Raw genomic sequence first — 17,205 nt, forward strand, 5'->3', positions numbered from 1 at the left:
GCGAGGCACGCGGGGCGCGCAAGGGCACAGCCTTACGAGCGTGTGGGACACTCGCCCAGCAGATTGTCGTGGACTCAGCAGTGCTGGGGGGGGCGGCAATTGGGAGAGCTGCTCACGGAACGCGTCGGCCGAGGTGGCCAACCGAGCAGCGGCTGGGTGGGGAATCGAGGCTCCCCCACGTGGCCCCCACGAAGACTGCGCCGTTTCCGGCGCCTGAACCTACTGGAGCAAAATCCCCAGTAGATTCAGGAGGTTGGCTAACGGCCCCGACAGGAATCGAACCTGTGGCCTGCGGTTTAGGAAACCGCCGCTCTATCCAACTGAGCTACGGGACCAACGAACTCGGTGCGGCTCGAGCGCGCGCAAGCTACGGCATGTGACGGAGAAACGGAAGGTTCTCGTGCGGAGCCCCTGGGGATTGGGGCTCGTGGGGAACCCTGGAAACCTCGGGGCTCTTGGGGTGCGCTCCTCCGCCGCGCACCCTGTCGGAGGATCAAGGGGCGGTCGGTGGTCTTCCGCCCAGTGTCTGTCTTTGCCGACAGGGCAGCGCGCCCTCTGCTCCCGACGTTCAGTGCCTGAGGTTGAACCGACTGATGACGGGGAAGTGGTCCGACGTCGTGGTTTTGTACGCAGGAATCTGCGGGTCCATTACCGTGGTGGAATTGGGTGTGTAGTCGGCCCACAGCTCATCGGTGACGAGCTGGTGGTCGATGAAGGTGCTGTGGCTGGCGGTGCTCGAGGTGCCGGCTTGGGACAGGGCCTGGGTCGTGAACGTATAGTGGCTCGGGTCGTCGAGGAACATGCGATACGGCGTGTCGTACGTCGGGCCGGCGATCGACATGTCCACGTCGTCATTCCAGTCACCGAGCACGATGACCCGCTGCGTGGGCAGGTTGGTATCGAGATAGCTCTTGAGCGCCTTGGCGGCGGTGAACCTGCGGGCGTAATTGTCCGAGCCGATATCGGCCTTCATATGTACGATGATTGCCGTCACGTCCTCCGTGGAGGCGCCTTGTTTGATTCTCATGTCCACCCGCAGGGGAGGTTTCCCCGCGAAGTCAAAGCGGAACTCCGTGAGGATGATGTCTGCTTGCAGCACTTGCACCACGCTTGACTTGTAGAGCACGCCCGGTTTCTGGTCGTCGGGCCCGTAGTGGTAGGTCCCAGATGACACGCGCGACGCGTCGTCGGCGAGGAATCCGTCATAGCCTGGGAGCAGTGCTTTCAAGGCATTGAACTGGTTGGTGTCGACGATCTCCACCAGGCCCCAGAAGTCCATGTCCGCGCGGGCAATGACTGTCTTCGCATTGGCCAACTGCAGCGCCTCGTCGGAGGGACCGTGGAGTTTGTCCCCAAACCACTCGATGTTCCAATTGGCCACCGCCAGCGGGACGTTGGGGCCAAGGACCACCAGCTCCTTCGTTGCGTCGGACGTGACTCCATGGGCGTCTCGAACGCGGAAGGGAACCTCAAACGTGCCGCGAGCCTCGGTGCGACCAGACAGTACTCCGTCTGGGGAGAGCGAGATGCCGCTCGGGAGCGTGCCTTCCTCCATCAGAGTCCATTCCAGCGGAGGGCACCCGCCGGTGGACCGGAGGGTGTATTTGTAATCGACCTGGGTTGTCACACTGGGCAGTGTGGCGTTGGAGATCTCAGGCAATGGCCAGACCTTCAACGCATAGGTGTGAGTGTTCTCGTCGCCCGATGCGTCTCTCACGGTGACGGTGAGCGCGAAGTCACCGGCCTCCGTGCTGGTGCCCTTTAGTCGTCCATCGGCTGTGTAGAACGAGAAGCCGGGTGGTGCGTTCAGATAGTAGCGCAGCGGCGGCGCCCCACCCGACGCCGCGAAGACGGCCTCGTAGTCGAGGCCCAGCGTGGTCGAGGGGAGTTCGACATCCGGGAGTCGGAGGCCGCCATCGTAGGATCTCCGCCCGTCGGAGCACGCGGCCAGCAAGGTGAGGAGCGCGAAGACTCCCGCCGCTCGACTGAAGCGCCTGTCGTCAGGCCGCGGGGGGGCCCTGCGCTGTGACTGCATCCCCCGTGCGTGAGACAGCGGCACGTGGGGGCGACGCATGAGGGAATTGTCGAGGGGGTGTGGTCTACCTTGAGTCCTGCAAAGCATTTGTGTTCCCCGAAGCGAGTGGCCGCAGCCCGCGCCATGCGCAGCCGCGCATGGCGGGCGGTGCGTTGGTTTGCAGGCGCAGACTCCTGCAATCGCTGGGGGGAGGGCCTCACGCGCGGTTCACACTTTCTTCATGGTTTGCTCATGAATGCTCGTTTTGCCGCGATGCGGCTGGGGTGCTTCCAGCGGGGCAGCGGGGCTGGGTCTTCCGCGGTCAGCGGGATTGCGCACGAGGGGTGGAGGCAGGGGGGGATTCCTTCCCTGTCCTCAAGGCGCTTTCAACCCAGGCGCGCCAGGCGGAGACCTCGTCGCCGAAGTCCTGGCGGGACAGGGTGCGCAGCACATCGAGCGCGGGCTTGCGTTCGACCTGTTGCTTCGAGCCCGCCATTTCCAAGAGGAGGTCGCCGGTCTCCCGGAGGATCCGCTCGCGCGCCGAGGCGTCCTTATGGACGAGGGCCGAGAGCAACCCCGCCGCCTTGTTCCGATCGGTGATGAGGGGCCCTTGGAGTCCGCGCAGCACCTTCTCGAGGGGCACCAGCGGACGGTCCGCTTTCTCTTGCAGCTCCCAAAGGACTCGCATCGCCGCGTTGCGCGGGGCTTCGTGGGGATCGCTCATCGCGGGCACCAGTGCATCGACCACGGACTCCCGCGTGATGCCATAGGCCAGCAGGAATGCGGCTGCCTCGCGCCGGGTCGGGTCCGCGTCCGTGTGCAGCATCTGGACGAGCGCCGTGAAGTGTTGCGGCACTCCCGCCAGAAAGGGCTCTTCCAGCTTCATCAGCTCCGGGTGCCCAGGGCCGTAGAAGCAGTGGAAGGCTCGACAGGGTTCCGTGACGTCGGATGAGATGGTGCCTGCATTGACGAGCTGCCACATGCGCGTCGTGTAGGCCGTCCATGCCGCGAGCAGTCCTGCGGGCTCGGCCACCGAGCCGGTGGGGGCTGGATCATATTGAAGTCTCCACGCGTCCTCGGGGTCCACCACGTCCACGGTGACTCGCAGCGTCCGGTCCTTCTGGTAGGCGGTGACCGAGTTGCGGACCATCGCGAAGCCATACTGCGCCAACAGGTGTTCCTTCCCCCTCGCCAAGGTCTGGATGAACGCGTCGCCGTCCTTCGACGCCATGTCCAGCAGGGTACCCTCGGCGGGAACCCCAGCGAGGTAGGGCGCCAGCAGGTCCGCCTTGGGATGGCGCCGCGACCCGAACACTTCGATGCCGTCGAAGCGATACGTCGTCGGCGAGAGGGGCGGCGGGGCCTCGATGGGGGAGGGCGGGGGCGTCTGCTCCCTGTGACTCACGCAACCACTGAGCATCAGCAGGGACAGGATGCAACCCAGGAGTCTTGGCATTGCGTCACGAAACCATTCCTGCGTGAACCGACGCAATCCTGTGCCCGACGGCGCGGGGATGGCTGGCCAAGAGCCAGGGGCCCGCGCCGTGGTTGGAGGCCGTGACTCAAACGATGGTGGGAGTGATGCCGCCGTCGACACGAATTGCCGCGCCGTTCGTGGCGGCGGAGAGGGGGCTTGCCACATAGGCCACCATCGCCGCGACCTCTTCGGGCTCAATCATTCGTTGGATCAGCGAAGTGGGCCGCTCCTTGGCGAAGTAGGACCGCTCGAGCTCAGCCTCGGGCGCGTTCGGGTTCTCCGCCACGCTCTTGAGGAACGCGACGATTCCCTCGGACCGGGTGGTGCCGGGCATGACGGAGTTGACCGTCACCCGCGTGCCCTTCGTGGCCGCCGCAAGGCCGCGGGAGATCGCGAGCTGCGCTGTCTTGGTCATGCCGTAGTGAATCATGTCGGGGGGCACGATGACCGCGGAGTCGCTGGCGATGAAGATGATGCGGCCCCAGTTGCGCTGAATCATGCCGGGGAAGTACTCGCGAGCGAGTCGTGCACCGGAGAGGACATTCACCTCGAAGAACCGCCGCCAATCGTCGTCGGTGATCTCGGTGAAGGGCTTGGACTCGTAGATGCCGAGGTTGTTGACGAGGATGTCGATCGCGGGAACTGCGGCGAGCAGCGCGGCCGCGCCGGTGGCGGTCGATGGATCCGCGAGCACCCCGCGTGCTCCAATCTGTGCCGCGGCGGCGTCGAGCTTCTTCTGATTCCGGCCGCAGATCACCACCTGGGAGCCCTCGGCAACCAGCCGCTGCGCGATCGCGAGGCCGATTCCCGCGGTGGCGCCGGTGACGAGCGCCGTCTTCCCTTTGAGTTGCAGGTCCATGTCCTTGCCTCCTGAGTGCGGTCCTGCCGCGTACACCAGGTTGCCCCTGGGCCACGAGGCCTTCGTCGGAGGCTGCGTTGACTCGGGAACCTCGCGGCGTCTGGCTTCCGGGGCCTGAAACTCGAAATCCACGGGACTCCAGTCCATGCGTGCTCGCCTGAGTGTCGTGCTTGGCACTAGACTCATCGGGCGCCGTGTGGCCGTGCGCGAGCGCCTCGGAGGAATCATGCATTGGCGACTGACTTCGATCCTGGTGCTGGGGATGTCTGTCATTGGCGCGGGGTGTGCCCACGGCGGGCATCCCGAGGCCGCGGAGGACTCTCAGCCTCGCTACGAGCACGTCTTCCAGAAGCCGCTGCCGGAGGCGCTGCTGGAGACTCGCAAGCTTCTTGAGGAGCACGGCTTCATCTTCGAGAACACCCAGGACGACACCCAGTTGCTCACGACCTGGAAGCCTCCGGACCGTCGCGGTTCGGGCAACGTCCAGTTCTCTCGCTATCTGGTGACGGGCTTGCGCGTGGCGCCTCGGCAGTCCGTGGTCCGCATCTTCCGGATGTCCACGCGCCAGATGGGGAACGATGTGGAGCACCAGGAGCAGTGGTGGAAGGTGCTGCGGGAGCGAGGGGAGCAGAACGCGGTCCTTCGCTCCCGGGGGCCCACGCAACTCTCCGCGGGCGCCGCGAGCCCCGAGGGCGAGCAGCGCGGGGTTCAGGTGGGCCAGCGAGATCTCGAGCTGGAGAAGGCGCTCACGCTTCGGCTCGAGTCCGCGCCGTCGCTGGAGCTGGTGGGCGGGAACATCGCAGACGAACCGCGAGCCACCCCGGTGCGCGACGCGGACTTCTACGTGGCGCGATGGAAGGACGACGAGGCTGTCCAGGGGACGTGCGGCGAGCAGGTGCGCGGGCTCGAGCCGCTCATCTCCCCGTCGCTGACGCTCTTGATTGGTGAGCAGCTCGGCTCGAACGAGATGCCACACGCCGTGGGAGACATCCTTTGTCAGCTCGCCGAGACCGGCCTGCCCGTCGTCCTGGGGCTGTCCATTCCCGCAGCGGAGCAGGCGCGGCTGGACGCCTATCTGGCGTCACCCGGTGCCCCGGCCAACCAGGACAGTCTCTTGGCGGGGCGGTTCTGGCAGAGGCCCTATCAAGACGGGCGGAGCAGCTGCGCCATTCTCGACCTGATTGATCGGGTGCGAGGCCTGCGCCTGGCGGGCCTGCGCGTCTCGCTGGTGGCCTACGACACCGACGAGGCCCGAGGCAGTGAGCGCGATGCGGTGCTCGCCGAGGTCTGGCGCAGGCGCCGGGCCTCCCAGCCCCAGGAGATTCAGCTCGTGCTGGCTGGCAACATCCACACCCGGACCGAGCAGGGCGCGCCTTGGGACAGCGACTTCACGCCCATGGCCCACCTCCTCGCCAAGAGCACGGCGCCGACCATTCTGGAGGTGGGCTTTGCCCAGGGGACGCGGTGGGGCTGTGACTTGAACCCAGAGGGGCGCCTCGTCTGTGGGGTCGTGGGTGCGACGCCCATGGACCGGCTCCGCGCGGTTCCAGGCCAGAGTTCCTATATCCAGCTCGAGGAGAAGCCTTCGTCCGACGGGGTTCGCGGCATCTTGTTCGTGGGCACCCTGACTCCGTCGCTGCCTGCCATTCTGGGGCCTCAGGTCCAGAGCGCCCCTTCCATCTCGCTGCCTGGCAGCACCAAGGCGTCGGACACCTGGAAGCCTGGCATGTGGTGACGCGCGCGGTCCGGGCAGGGGCCAAAAGAAAACCCCGAAGTCACTCAGAGAGTGACTTCGGGGTCTGTGGCCAGGGTCAGACTTGAACTGACTACCTGCGGATTATGAGACCGCCGCTCTAACCAGGTGAGCTACCTGGCCGTGAAGCGACGCCCGTATAGCGGGACGAGCGCGTCGCTGCAAGTGCTTCGGAACGCAGATGGCACCCGCGCGCGTCGAAATCCACCTTCGCGCGCCGTGGGCGTTGCGCTCGGCGGGTAGAGCCGCCTCTCTGGCACCGAACGATTCACGTGTTCATGGGCGGCACTCCAGGCCGGACCGGAGGGTCCTCAGGGTGTGGGCGGCGACACCTGGCCCCGGGGGCAGGGGGCCACCCTTGCTCCCCTCCGTCGCGCTGATCCATACCCGTCCCAGGAGGCGTCCCCCGCATGAGTGATTCCGAGCCCCACGCCTGGATTGCCTTGGTCGAAGAGGAGGAGCGCCTCGCGCTGGCCCGTTCGTGGCCCTCCTCTCGCGACGGGGGCGTCCAGTTCGTCGTGGACGAGACCGTGCTCCGGCTCGACCATGACGAGCGGCTGGCGCTCTACCAGGACCTCTCCGAGAAGATGCTCGCGGTCTTCCGCGCGCTGGTGCCCCCCGGAGGTTGGCTCTACGCGCTGGATCCGCACCACCCTTGCTACCGCTTCTTCCCCCACGTCCCCTTCGAGGCCGGCGCCACGTTGGAGCAGATGACGGGCCTCTACTCGCGGGAGCACTTCGCGCTCGCCGAGCGGGGGATCCACCCGCCGCCGCTCGAACCGCGCTGGGCCATGGAGGTCCATCCCGCGGGGGACCCCGAGCACGCGTTCGCCTCGCCGGACTTCCACTTCGTCTTCGCGGCCCGCTACCGCGTGGGCAATCTGGACGGCGGCGAGGCCCCGGGCCGCGGGCCGCTCGAATCCGAGACCTACGAGTTGCTCGGGCGGCCGCTGGTGGAGGCCGTGGAGCGAGACCTCCCCGAGCTCTTCCGCCGCGCCCGCCGGTGCGACGGAGACAGCTGAGCCGCTCCCCGAGCCGTCAGTCCCAGACGAACAGCCACTTCACGCCCTTCACGAGCCCGTAGAACAGCCACCCGACCGGGCCCGGCTGCACGGGTCGGCTGAACTCCACGTTCACCGAGGCCAGCGTCACGCGGCCGTCCATCGACTCCAGCTGCGCCTTCATGGACTCGTACTCGGCGGTGACGCGCTCCAGCTCCTTCTCCACCTTCACCGCGTCGTCCACGGAGGCCGCGCGCTGGAGCAGCTCCAGGTAGCGCTCGCGCACCCGCGTGAGGTTGTCGAAGCGGACCTGCAGGTCCCGGCGCGCGTCCGTCACATCCTCGGCCATCACCGTGCGCCGGGAGACCTCTCCCAGCGCGGAGACCGCCCCGAGGAAGGCATCCAGCCGCTCCGCCGGAATCCTCAGCCGCGCGCCCTGGGTGGACACCTGCTCGGCATAGCCCCCGTGTGATTTGGCCAGCGCCACCGCGAGGGGCGGCCCCGCGGTGGGGTCCTTGCGCTCGACCTCCAGCGACGACCAGCGCGCGATCGCACGCCCCGCGCCCGGACCGCCCAACAGGTCCAAAGAGGGGGACTGCGCCCGTTCATGGATCGGCGCGCTCGCGCAGGCGACGCAGAGGAACACCAGGAGGAGGGGAGCGAAGCGCACAGGAGTCCTTTGAGAAGGTCCCCGACGGGGAACTCCGACGGGGAACTCCATGGTGGACGCACTGGCGCCGCGCGCCGTTCCTCGCGGGGGGAGATTTTCTGGGGGGAAGCGGGGCGGAGGCCCGGAGGACTCAGGACGCCCGGGTCACGGCGCCGGGAGACTCGTGGGTGTCTCCCTCGTAGTAGATGCTGGCGCTGCCCTTGCCATACACCACGAGCACCCGATCACTCTGCTCGAGGAGGCCGGAGGCCTTCTCGGTGGCCTTGCGGACCAGGGTGTTGAACTGCGTGTCCATCGGCGCCGAGCGCTGCTTGTTGCCGGCTCGGACAGTTACGACTGGCATGCGGTGTCCAGCTCCTTGAGCCCCCCGGCGGGTGGTTCCGTGAACGACCGGCCCCGGCCCATCCGTAGGTGACCCCCCAGTCATAGCCAACCGAACTGTTGGTTGACAAGCACCCCGTGGCGTGGGGGAAAGGACGTTCATGCTCCGCAACCTCCGTGTTTTGCTGGTTTTTTCGCTTGGTCTGAGCTCGGTGGCGATGGCCCAGGACGATGCGTCCGCGTCGAAGGTGGAGACGCATCAGTCGCCCACGCCGTTCTGGTTGCCGCGCAACGTCTTCATCGGGACGTCCTTCCGGAACGGCGCGGTGATTCCCCAGCTGCGCCTGCAGTGGGAGCCGACGCTGTTCCAGGATCGGCACGACGCCTGGGTGGCCATCCTGGAGGGCGGCGTGGCCTGGGCCGCCTCCCTGCCGGGCACGGCCGTGAAGGGCTACGACGTGCCGGTGTCGTCGTACTACGAACACACCGTCCAGGCGGGCTTCGGCTACCGCAACCACCGCGAGTCGGGCGGCCTGCACTGGGGTTTCCAGGTCACGGGCGGCCCGGTCTTCTACGGCGCCCACTTCACCAATGTGGCCGCCGACAAGCGCGTGGCCGGCCTCGTCTCGGGGCGCGTCCAACTGGGGTACCAGTGGGATGCGGTGGGACTCGGGGTGGCGGTGGGCTACTCCGAGCCGTTCATGCTGAAGCGCCGAAGTGTTGCCCGGGACTTCGTAGGCGGCCCGATGGTCGGATTTTTCGCGGATTGGCGCTAGCGCCAGGAGTAGACTCGGCCCATCCCCATGGCCGAGCTGCTCAGCGCCCACGTCTCCCGGTACCTGCGCAACCGGGGTGAGTTTGAACGCGGCCTGCCGCCGGGGGTGCTGGTGTTCCTGCCAGCGCCCGTGGAGGGGCTTCCGGAAGAGGGCGAGGAGTACCGGCTGCACACCGTGACGAACGCGGGGCCGCCCACGCTGGGTTGGGATGGCCCGGTGGTGTTCCCCCTGGTCAAGTCGCAGGGCAACGCGTTCGGCCGGGGCATCACCGTGGGCCGCACCGGCAACAACGACGTCGTCCTCGATGACGGCAGTGTCTCCCGATTTCATGCATGGTTTGCGTGGGATGCCGGGAAATCCTGCTTCCTGCTGACCGACGCGGGCTCGAAGAACGGCTCGTGGGTGGCGGGGGGCCGGCTGCCGGCGCGCAAGGCGACGGTGCTGGAGGACGGGACCCGGCTGCGCTTCGGCCAGGTGGAGGTGTCCTTCTACCTGGCGAGCGGATTCACGCGGCTGTTGATCGCCCGGCTCAAGTCCTGAGCCTTGCCACGTCTTCCGCAGACTGCGTAACGTGCGCAGTCACCCCTCAGGCATAACGGGAGCGTTCGCGGTGGCCTTGACCACAGAAGCCTTCGGGCTGACCGATGTTGGCCGGAAACGGCAACACAACGAAGACGCCATGTTGGTCGATGTTCCGCTCGGCCTCTACATGGTGGCCGACGGCATGGGGGGCCACGCCGCGGGCGAGGTGGCGAGCGCGCGCGCGACGGAGGTCGTCAAGCAGCACGTCTCGGCCAACCGGCACCTGCTCAAGGATCTGGCGAGCAACCCCACGGCGGACAGCCGCTCGGCGGCGGCGGCGCTGGTGGAAGTGGCCGTGCAGCGCGCGTGCGCAGACATCTACCGCACGGCGATGACGGACTCGAGCAAGCGAGGCATGGGCACGACGTTCGTGTGCCTCGCGGTGGGCGGCAACAAGGGCGTCATCGGGCACGTGGGCGACAGCCGCGTGTACCTGGTGCGCCACGGCCAATGCCACCGGCTGACCGAGGACCACACCCTGGTCGCCGCGCAGCTCAAGGCCGGCACCATCACCAAGGAGCAGGCCGCCACCTCGCAGTACCGCAACGTCATCACCCGCGCGGTGGGCATCCAGGAGTCGGTCCAGGTCGACACGCTCATCGTGGACCTGATGCCCGGCGACGTTTTCATCCTCTGCTCGGACGGCCTGCACGGCTACATCGAGGACGAGGAGATCCTCCCGCTGGTCGCCGGCCTGCCGCCGGTGGACCTCCCGCGCCGCCTCATCGACATGGCGAACGAGCGGGGCGGCAAGGACAACATCACCGCCGTCGTCGTGAAGGTCGCCGGGGACAGCGCCACGCTCGCCAGCGAGGAGACGAGCGAGGCGCAGTCGCGCATGGAGGCGCTGCGCAAGATTCCGCTGTTCCGCCACCTCACCTACAAAGAGCAGACGGCGGTCCTCTCCATCGCCACCACGCGCACGTACCCGGCGGGCCGCGAGATTGTCGTGGAGGGCCAGCCCGGCGAGGAGCTGTTCGTCGTCATCCGGGGCCGCGTGGCCATCGAGAAGAACGGCGTGGAGATCGCCGAGCTGCGCGCCGGAGGCCACTTCGGGGAGATGGGCCTCATCGACAACGCGCCGCGCTCGGCCACCGTTCGCGCCACCGAGCCCACGCGGACCATGGTCATCGCGCGCTCGGACCTGATGGGGCTCATGAAGCGCGAGTCCATCCTCGCGGTGAAGATGCTCTGGAGCTTCGTCCAGGTGCTGAGCGACCGGCTGCGCGCCACGAACTCCGAGCTGAGCGAGGCGCGGCAGGAGCTGGCCGTGGCCCAGGCCATCCAGCCCTTCGCCGAGGAATAGCCTCGCGCCCCGTCCGGGAGACGACGGTCCGGAATTTCCTGGAGGAATCGGGGGTTTCCGGGCCGGCCGCGAGGTAAGGTCTCGGGCCGCGTGCGCATGCGCAAATGGGTCTTCATAGGCGGGGTGGCCGTCGCGCTGGTCGCCGCCCTGGTCGCGGCCTTCTGGCCCCGCGTTGCCCCCGCCGCCCGCCGAGACGCCGCCCCTGGGTCGGTCTCGCCCCGTTCGCTCCCTGATTTCGCCGCGGTGCAGGTGACGTCGGGCGAGGGCGAGGGGTTGGCGCTCACGGGCCGGGTGTTGGACTCGGCGGGCAGGCCCGTGGAGGGCGCCGAGGTGTCGCTGGCCGCCTCCGCCGAGCGGACCCTGGTGGATGTGCGCTGTGATGAGTGTGGCCAGGCGCTGCTGGCGTGCGCGGCCCACGAGTCCACGCTCCACACGCTGGCGTTCTTCGAGCAGCAGCGCGGCTTCCTCACGGCGCGGGCCACGGCTCGCTCGGACGCGGAGGGCCGCTTCCGGTTCGAGCATCTGGTGGGCGTGTCGTTCTCCGTCTGGGCTCGGGCGCCCGGGCTGGGCGTGGCCCTGCGCGACCGGGCCGCTCCGGGTGAGCCGGTGGAGCTGTTCCTGCCGCCGCTGCGTGCCATCACGGGGCTCGTGGTGGATGACGCGGGGCGACCCGTCGCGGGCGCTCGGGTCCGGGCGGTGTCTCGCAAGGTGCCCCTGCCGTTCGAAGTGGCTGCCGGCGCGGATGGCGCGTTCTCCCTGAGTGGGCTGGGCGAGGGGCCGTTCTATGTGCTCGCCACCGCGGCGGGCTTCCAGCCCACGGCCGAGCCGCAGGTGGAGGCCGGGCCGCAGGCGCTGCGGCTCGTGCTGGCGCCTTCGCGGACGCTGGAGGTGCGCGTCACGCGCAAGGGGCAGCCCGCGCCGGCGCTGGTGCGGATCCGCGGCGACCACTTGTCGCGAGAGCAGCGCACGGAAGGGCCTCCGCTCCAGTTCACCGGGCTGTATCCGGACGAGGTCGTGGTGACCGCGGAGGCGCCGGGGTTGGGCTCGGCGCCGCGGACCGTGATGCTCTCCGAGCGCGTCACCCAGGTGACCTTGGAGCTGGAGGAAGCGGGGCGGCTGCTCGTCACGGTGGTGGACGAAGAGGGGCAGCCCGTGCCGAAGCCGGAGCTGATCCTTCGCACCGTGCGCAACGAGCTGCTGCGCAGGGATCGCCTGGAGACGGGCGCGCTCGCGGACCTGGGGCCTTTGGCCTACGGCGACTACGTGGTGAACGTGCGCGCGGAGGGCTTCAAGGACAACCAGGTGCCCGCGCGCGTGGCCAAGGGCGAGACCTCACTCGAAGTGGAGATGTCTCGGGCCACCACCATCAGCGGGCAGGTCCTCGATGAGTACGGGCGCCCCGCGGCCAATGTCTCCGTGCTGGTGAACCCCACGGGGGACGCGGTGCTGGCGGATGCGGACGGGCGCTTTGTCGCGCAGGTGCCGATGCCAGGGCTCTATGAGCTGCACGCGCACCACTCGGAGTGGGGCGGCGGGAAGGTCAAGGTCACCGCGCCCGCCTCGGGGGTGGAGCTGTCGCTGGAGCCGCACGCCGCGCTGGAGGTGACGGTGTCCAGTGGGGGCCGCCGGGTGGAGGGGGCGGACGTGATGATGTGGGTGGAGCAGGACGGCATCTTCCGCAGCGACCGCTCCTCGGGCTCGGATGGCGTGGTGCCCATGCGCGGCCTGCCCGCGGCGACGTACTGGTTGGTGGTGACGCATCCAGAGTACGTCCCCTCGGATCGTCAGCAGGTGACGGTGGTGGAGGGCCAGACGGCCAGGCTCGCGGTGGAGCTGGACGCGGGGGCGCCGCTGCGCGGTGATGTGGTGGACGAGCAGGGCGCGCCGGTGCCCGAGGCGATGCTCAGCCTCATCCCCCGCGGCGCCGAGCCGGTTCAGTCCGACGCGCGCGGCCACTTCGAGTTCCGCTCGCTCAAGGCGGAGCGCGCGTATCGCATCGAGGTGCATCACCCCCGCTACGACTTGCTGGAGCGGCCCGAAGGCCGTCCGGGTGGCCCGCCCGTGCGCGTGACGCTGCGGCGGCGCGATGTCTTCCGGGGCCGCGTGGTCGGCAGCGACGGCCAGGCGGTGCGCCGCTTCCGCGTGGACGAACACGACGTGGCCAGCGAGGACGGCCGCTTCGAGCTGCCGCTGCCTCGCGCCGGAGACCGCGTCATCGCCGCGGTGGAGGCGGCGGGCTACGAGCCCACCATGGTGGACCTGCCCGCGCGCGAGGATCTGGGCGACGTGGTGCTGGAGAAGGCGCAGACTGTCTCGGGGCGGGTGCGGGACGAGAGCGGCACGGCCGTGGCGGACGCGGTGGTGACGTGCGACGTGTGTGACGAGTCCGTGCTCTCGGGCCCGGATGGGCGCTTCACGCTCACCAGCCCCCCCTATGTCTCGCAGTTCACCGTGTCCGCGCGAAAGGGCCGGCTGAGCGGGACGCAGGCCGCGCCTCGGGGGGGCTCGGCGCCCATCGAGGTCTCCCTGCGCCCGGCCACGCACCTGACCGGGCGCGTGTTCCTCTCGAACGGGCAGCCCGCCGCGGGCATCCAGGTGGACGGCATGAACGCGGACCGGAGCGAGTCGGTGTCCCTCATCACCGGCGCGGATGGGCGCTACAGCGCGGACCTCGAGCCGGGCAACTACCGGTTCGCGGTGGGGGATCCGACCCCTCGGGAGTCACCGGAGCAGCCGGCGCTGGTGGTGCAGGTGGCCGGCTCGGACATGCGCCTGGACCTGGGGCCGGTGCCCGGGAGCGCCAGCCTCACGCTCATGGTCGCGCCCGCGCACGGCAAGGCCCTGTGGGTGGTGGCGGGCGAGGTCCCCGGGGTGGGCAATCCTCCCGTGGAGCTGCTGCGCTCGCGCTGGGCCCAGCTTATCTACCAGCCGCTCACCGAGCGCGTGGTCGTCCAGGGGCTCGCCCCCGGGCGCTACACCGTGGTGTGGGGCAACTTCCACACGGAGAGCCCCGGAAAGGGCCCCGTGGTGCGCGTGGTCGAGGTGCCGGCGCGCGGCGAGGTGTCCCTGCTGGAGTAACAGGGGATCGGCTCGGTTGCGAGGCGACGGGGCGGCGCGTAAGGAATGGCCCATGGACGCATCGGCACTGAAGGGCCGCCGGGTGGTCGTGGGCGTGGGGGGCGGGATCGCGGCGTACAAGGCATGTGAGCTGGTGCGGGAGCTGGGCCGCGCGGGCGCGGAGGTGCGCGTGGCCATGACCGAGGCCGCCCGCCAGTTCGTCACCCCACTGACCTTCCAGGCGCTCTCCGGGCACCCCGTGCTCACGGACTACTTCGACCCCGCGCAGGAAGGGAACTTCGGGCACCTGGACCTGGCCCGCTGGGCCGAGGCCTACGTCGTCGCCCCCGCCACCGCGGATCTGCTGGCGCGCCTGCGCGCGGGCCTGGGCAATGACGCGGTGACGACCTCGCTGCTCGCCTTCCGCGGCCCCGTCGTCGTGGCCCCCGCCATGAACGTGGCGATGTGGGACAACGAGCGAACCCAGGAGAACGTGGCGGTCCTGCTCGCGAGCCCGCGGTTCAGCGCGGTGGGGCCCGGGGCTGGGATGCTGGCCTGTGGCGACGTGGGGGCGGGGCGGCTGGCCGAGGTCCGGGACATCGTCGAGGCGGTGGCCGCGCGGCTGGAGACGGGGCCGCTGCACGGGCGGCATGTCCTCGTGTCGGCTGGGCCCACGCGTGAGTACCTCGACCCCGTTCGCTTCATCTCCAACCCCTCCACCGGGAAGATGGGGATGGCCCTGGCGCAGCAGGCGCGTGCGCTGGGGGCGCGCGTCACGGTGGTGCTGGGGCCCGTGGGGCCGGTGGACCGAACCGGGTTGGACGTGGTGGACGTGGAGAGCGCGGAGGACATGGCGCGTGAGGTCCTCTCGCGCGTGGAGTCCGTGGATGTCTTCATCTCCACCGCGGCGGTGAGTGACTGGCGCCCCGAGACGCGGGCGCCGCAGAAGGTGAAGAAGGGGGAGACCCCGGAGACGCTGCGGCTGGTGCGCACCCCGGACGTGCTGCTGGAGGCTTCGCGTCGGGTGGCGAGCGCCGCGCGGCGGCCCCTGCTGGTGGGCTTCGCGGCCGAGACCGAGCACGTGCTCCGGCACGCGCGCGAGAAGCTCGAGCGAAAGGGCCTGGACGCCATCGTCGCCAACGACGTGACGGCGCCCGGGGCGGGGTTCGGCACCGAGACGAACCGCGTCACGCTGCTGACGCGCGCGGGCGCCGAGCAGGTGTTCGAGGGCACCAAGCGCGACGTGGCCCGGAGCCTCCTGGCCGCGCTCTTTGTGGCGCGAGCGCCCCCCGTGGGCTAAGCGTGGGGGCATTCTCGGAGCGGTGTCTCCTTGCCTCCCGGGGCCTGCTCCGCTACCGATCCACCCCACCGTGAACGACGAGACGCTCGAATCCGCGCAGGAGCTGGCCGCCGTGCTTCAGGACGTGCGCCGCCACCTGCTCTGGCAGGAGGAGACTGGTGGGCGGGCGCTCCTGGTCGACGCCCAGGTGGCCGCGGAGCTTCGGCAGCAGCAGCGGGCCGCCTCGTCGATGCGCGCCATGCTGCCCCGCGCGAAGCCCGCTGAGTCCGCGCCAGCGCGCGCCATGGCTCCAGCGGAGCCTCCGCGCGCGACACCGTCCGCGCCGCCTCCCGCCGAGCCCCCGCGCGCCGCGCCTCCCGCTTCGTCCTCGCCGCGCGCTCCAGCCCGGCCGCCCCCGAGCGCGGGGATGCTGGTGGATGTGCCTCAGCAACCCGCCCGGGCGGCGGCGAGCCTGCCGGGCGTGGTGGAGGGCGAGCGACCCACGTTGGATCAGATTCGCCGCGAGCTGGGGGACTGCAAGCGCTGCAAGCTGTGCAGCGGGCGCAAGAACATCGTGTTCGGTTCAGGCAACCCGCGCGCGGAGCTCGTCTTCGTGGGCGAGGGCCCAGGCGAGAACGAGGACCTCCAGGGCGTGCCGTTCGTGGGCGCGGCGGGCGAGCTGCTCACGAAGATGATCGAGGCGATGGGCTTCCGTCGCGACGACGTCTACATCTGCAACGTCGTGAAGTGCCGACCGCCGGGCAACCGCAACCCGGAGCCGGAGGAGATCGCCGCGTGCGAGCCCTTCCTTCGCTCGCAGCTCCTGGCGCTGCAGCCCAAGGTCATCGTGGCGCTCGGCAAGTTCGCGGCGCAGACGCTGCTGCGCGATTCCACGCCCATCACCCGGATGCGGGGGACGTGGCGCATGTACGAGGGCGTGCAGCTCATGCCCACCTTCCACCCGGCCTACCTGCTGCGCAACGCGGCGGAGAAGCGCAAGGCGTGGGAGGACCTGCAACAGGTGATGAAGCTCTTCGGAAAGCTCCCGGGCTCTCGCGCGTGAGCGAGGGGCCCCGGAGGGGGAGACACGGATGAAGGGAACACTCGAGAGCCGCGAGCTGCAGTCAGTCGCGCTGGAGTCCAACCCGCTGGGCGATCCCTCCCGGCGCCGGCTGACCGTGTACCTGCCGCCGGGGTACGGCGAGGACGAGCGGCGCTACCCGGTCGTCTACTTCCTGCACGCCTTCGGCAACGGGGCGGGCTCCTGGACCAACGCGGCGGGCTTCGCGCCCACCGTGCCCGAGCGACTGGATGCGCTCATCGCGTCCGGCGAGGTGCCTCCCGCCATCGGTGTGTTCCCCGACGGGTGGACCTCGCTGGGCGGCAGCCAGTGGATGAACAGCGAGGCGCTGGGGCGCTATCGCGACTACGTGGCCAAGGACGTGGTCGGCTTCGTGGACCGCACGTGGCGCACGCTGCCCAAGGCCGCTGCTCGCGCGGTGGTGGGGCACAGCTCGGGTGGCTACGGCGCGCTGATGATGGGCCGCTATCACCCCGAGCTGTTCTCGCACCTGGGCGCGCACGCGGCCGATGCGTACTTCGAGTATTGCTATCTGCCAGACCTGCCCAAGGCCGCCGCCGCGCTGCTGAAGGCGGGCGGGGTGGAGGCGTGGTTCGCGGACTTCAAGAAGCGCGTGCGCGAGACGAAGGCGCGGGGCGAGGACTTCCCCGTGGTGAACATCCTGGCGATGGCCGCCGCGTACTCGCCGAAGAAGGGCGAGCCGCTCAACCTGGAATTGCCCTTCGACCTTCAGACGGCGCGGCTGCGCTCGGACGTGTGGAACCGTTGGCTCGTGCACGATCCGGTGCGCTTCGTTCCCAAGTTCCTGGATGCCTTCCGCAAGCTGAAGACGGTGTTCCTCGACTGTGGCACCCGCGACGAGTTCAACCTGCGCTGGGGCACTCGGATGATGGCCGAGGACCTCAAGGGCGCCGGCGTCGAGCTGGTGCACGAGGAGTTCGAGGATGGCCACACGGGAGTGTCGTACCGCTTCGAGCGCTCGCTGGCGGTGGTGATGCCGCGGCTGGCTCGGGAATGAGGGAGAAGGGG

Annotated in this window: 14 protein-coding genes and 2 tRNA genes; 9 read left to right on the plus strand and 7 right to left on the minus strand. The window is 69.4% G+C overall.

Annotation, left to right across the window (positions count from 1 at the left end; genetic code table 11):
• Nucleotides 1-261 precede the first annotated feature (261 nt).
• The 4 genes from KRR26_RS17915 to KRR26_RS17930 all read right to left on the minus strand — a co-directional run bounded on the left by KRR26_RS17915 (nt 262) and on the right by KRR26_RS17930 (nt 4,350).
• Nucleotides 262-335: transfer RNA gene (locus KRR26_RS17915), tRNA-Arg, on the minus strand.
• 233 nt (nt 336-568) lie between these two features.
• Nucleotides 569-1,954 carry an endonuclease/exonuclease/phosphatase family protein gene (locus KRR26_RS17920; protein WP_120207816.1) on the minus strand — a complete coding sequence of 462 codons (1,386 nt, stop codon included), beginning with the start codon at nt 1,952-1,954 and terminating at the stop codon, nt 569-571.
• Nucleotides 1,955-2,336: 382 nt separating this feature from the next.
• The gene (locus tag KRR26_RS17925) at nt 2,337-3,470 is read right to left on the minus strand and encodes a HEAT repeat domain-containing protein (RefSeq protein ID WP_217080387.1); all 1,134 of its coding nucleotides are present in this window, start codon (nt 3,468-3,470) and stop codon (nt 2,337-2,339) included.
• 106 nt (nt 3,471-3,576) lie between these two features.
• Nucleotides 3,577-4,350, minus strand: coding sequence for an SDR family NAD(P)-dependent oxidoreductase (locus KRR26_RS17930; RefSeq protein WP_217080388.1), 774 nt, complete (start codon nt 4,348-4,350; stop codon nt 3,577-3,579).
• A gap of 226 nt (nt 4,351-4,576) precedes the next feature.
• On the opposite strand from KRR26_RS17930, the gene KRR26_RS17935 reads away from it, so the two are divergent.
• Entirely contained in the window at nt 4,577-6,085 is a 1,509-nt protein-coding gene (locus tag KRR26_RS17935; protein WP_217080389.1) for a hypothetical protein, read from the plus strand.
• 67 nt (nt 6,086-6,152) lie between these two features.
• Here KRR26_RS17935 and KRR26_RS17940 read toward each other — a convergent pair.
• Nucleotides 6,153-6,226 (minus strand) — tRNA-Ile (locus tag KRR26_RS17940).
• A gap of 287 nt (nt 6,227-6,513) precedes the next feature.
• Here KRR26_RS17940 and KRR26_RS17945 point away from each other — a divergent pair.
• Nucleotides 6,514-7,125 carry a DUF2716 domain-containing protein gene (locus KRR26_RS17945; RefSeq protein ID WP_120207824.1) on the plus strand — a complete coding sequence of 204 codons (612 nt, stop codon included), beginning with the start codon at nt 6,514-6,516 and terminating at the stop codon, nt 7,123-7,125.
• A gap of 16 nt (nt 7,126-7,141) precedes the next feature.
• On the opposite strand, the gene KRR26_RS17950 is transcribed toward KRR26_RS17945, so the two are convergent.
• Both KRR26_RS17950 and KRR26_RS17955 read right to left on the minus strand, forming a co-directional pair.
• On the minus strand, nt 7,142-7,774 hold the full coding sequence (locus KRR26_RS17950) for a DUF4349 domain-containing protein (RefSeq protein WP_158611525.1): 633 nt from the start codon (nt 7,772-7,774) through the stop codon (nt 7,142-7,144).
• A 130-nt stretch (nt 7,775-7,904) separates the two neighbouring features.
• Nucleotides 7,905-8,117 carry a hypothetical protein gene (locus tag KRR26_RS17955; protein WP_120207828.1) on the minus strand — a complete coding sequence of 71 codons (213 nt, stop codon included), beginning with the start codon at nt 8,115-8,117 and terminating at the stop codon, nt 7,905-7,907.
• 196 nt (nt 8,118-8,313) lie between these two features.
• Here KRR26_RS17955 and KRR26_RS17960 point away from each other — a divergent pair, with 196 nt between their 5' ends.
• The 7 genes from KRR26_RS17960 (at nt 8,314) to KRR26_RS17990 (ending at nt 17,194) form a co-directional block, all read left to right on the plus strand.
• A complete protein-coding gene (locus KRR26_RS17960; protein ID WP_233577252.1) occupies nt 8,314-8,871 on the plus strand; it encodes a hypothetical protein in 558 nt (185 codons plus the stop codon).
• Between the two features lie 27 nt (nt 8,872-8,898).
• Nucleotides 8,899-9,411, plus strand: coding sequence for an FHA domain-containing protein (locus KRR26_RS17965; RefSeq protein WP_120207832.1), 513 nt, complete (start codon nt 8,899-8,901; stop codon nt 9,409-9,411).
• 70 nt (nt 9,412-9,481) lie between these two features.
• Nucleotides 9,482-10,759: a Stp1/IreP family PP2C-type Ser/Thr phosphatase gene (locus KRR26_RS17970; RefSeq protein ID WP_199723835.1), complete on the plus strand. Its 1,278-nt coding sequence runs from the start codon at nt 9,482-9,484 to the stop codon at nt 10,757-10,759.
• 96 nt (nt 10,760-10,855) lie between these two features.
• Nucleotides 10,856-13,837, plus strand: coding sequence for a carboxypeptidase-like regulatory domain-containing protein (locus KRR26_RS17975; protein WP_120207834.1), 2,982 nt, complete (start codon nt 10,856-10,858; stop codon nt 13,835-13,837).
• Between the two features lie 52 nt (nt 13,838-13,889).
• Complete coding sequence (gene coaBC / locus KRR26_RS17980; RefSeq protein WP_217080390.1) at nt 13,890-15,116, plus strand: bifunctional phosphopantothenoylcysteine decarboxylase/phosphopantothenate--cysteine ligase CoaBC; 1,227 nt, start codon at nt 13,890-13,892, stop codon at nt 15,114-15,116.
• A 70-nt stretch (nt 15,117-15,186) separates the two neighbouring features.
• The gene (locus KRR26_RS17985; RefSeq protein WP_199723836.1) at nt 15,187-16,158 is read left to right on the plus strand and encodes a uracil-DNA glycosylase; all 972 of its coding nucleotides are present in this window, start codon (nt 15,187-15,189) and stop codon (nt 16,156-16,158) included.
• A 28-nt stretch (nt 16,159-16,186) separates the two neighbouring features.
• Complete coding sequence (locus KRR26_RS17990) at nt 16,187-17,194, plus strand: alpha/beta hydrolase (protein ID WP_120207838.1); 1,008 nt, start codon at nt 16,187-16,189, stop codon at nt 17,192-17,194.
• Nucleotides 17,195-17,205: the final 11 nt, after the last annotated feature.

The sequence above is a fragment of the Citreicoccus inhibens genome (genome assembly GCF_019039035.1).
GTDB classification, from domain to species: domain Bacteria; phylum Myxococcota; class Myxococcia; order Myxococcales; family Myxococcaceae; genus Citreicoccus; species Citreicoccus inhibens.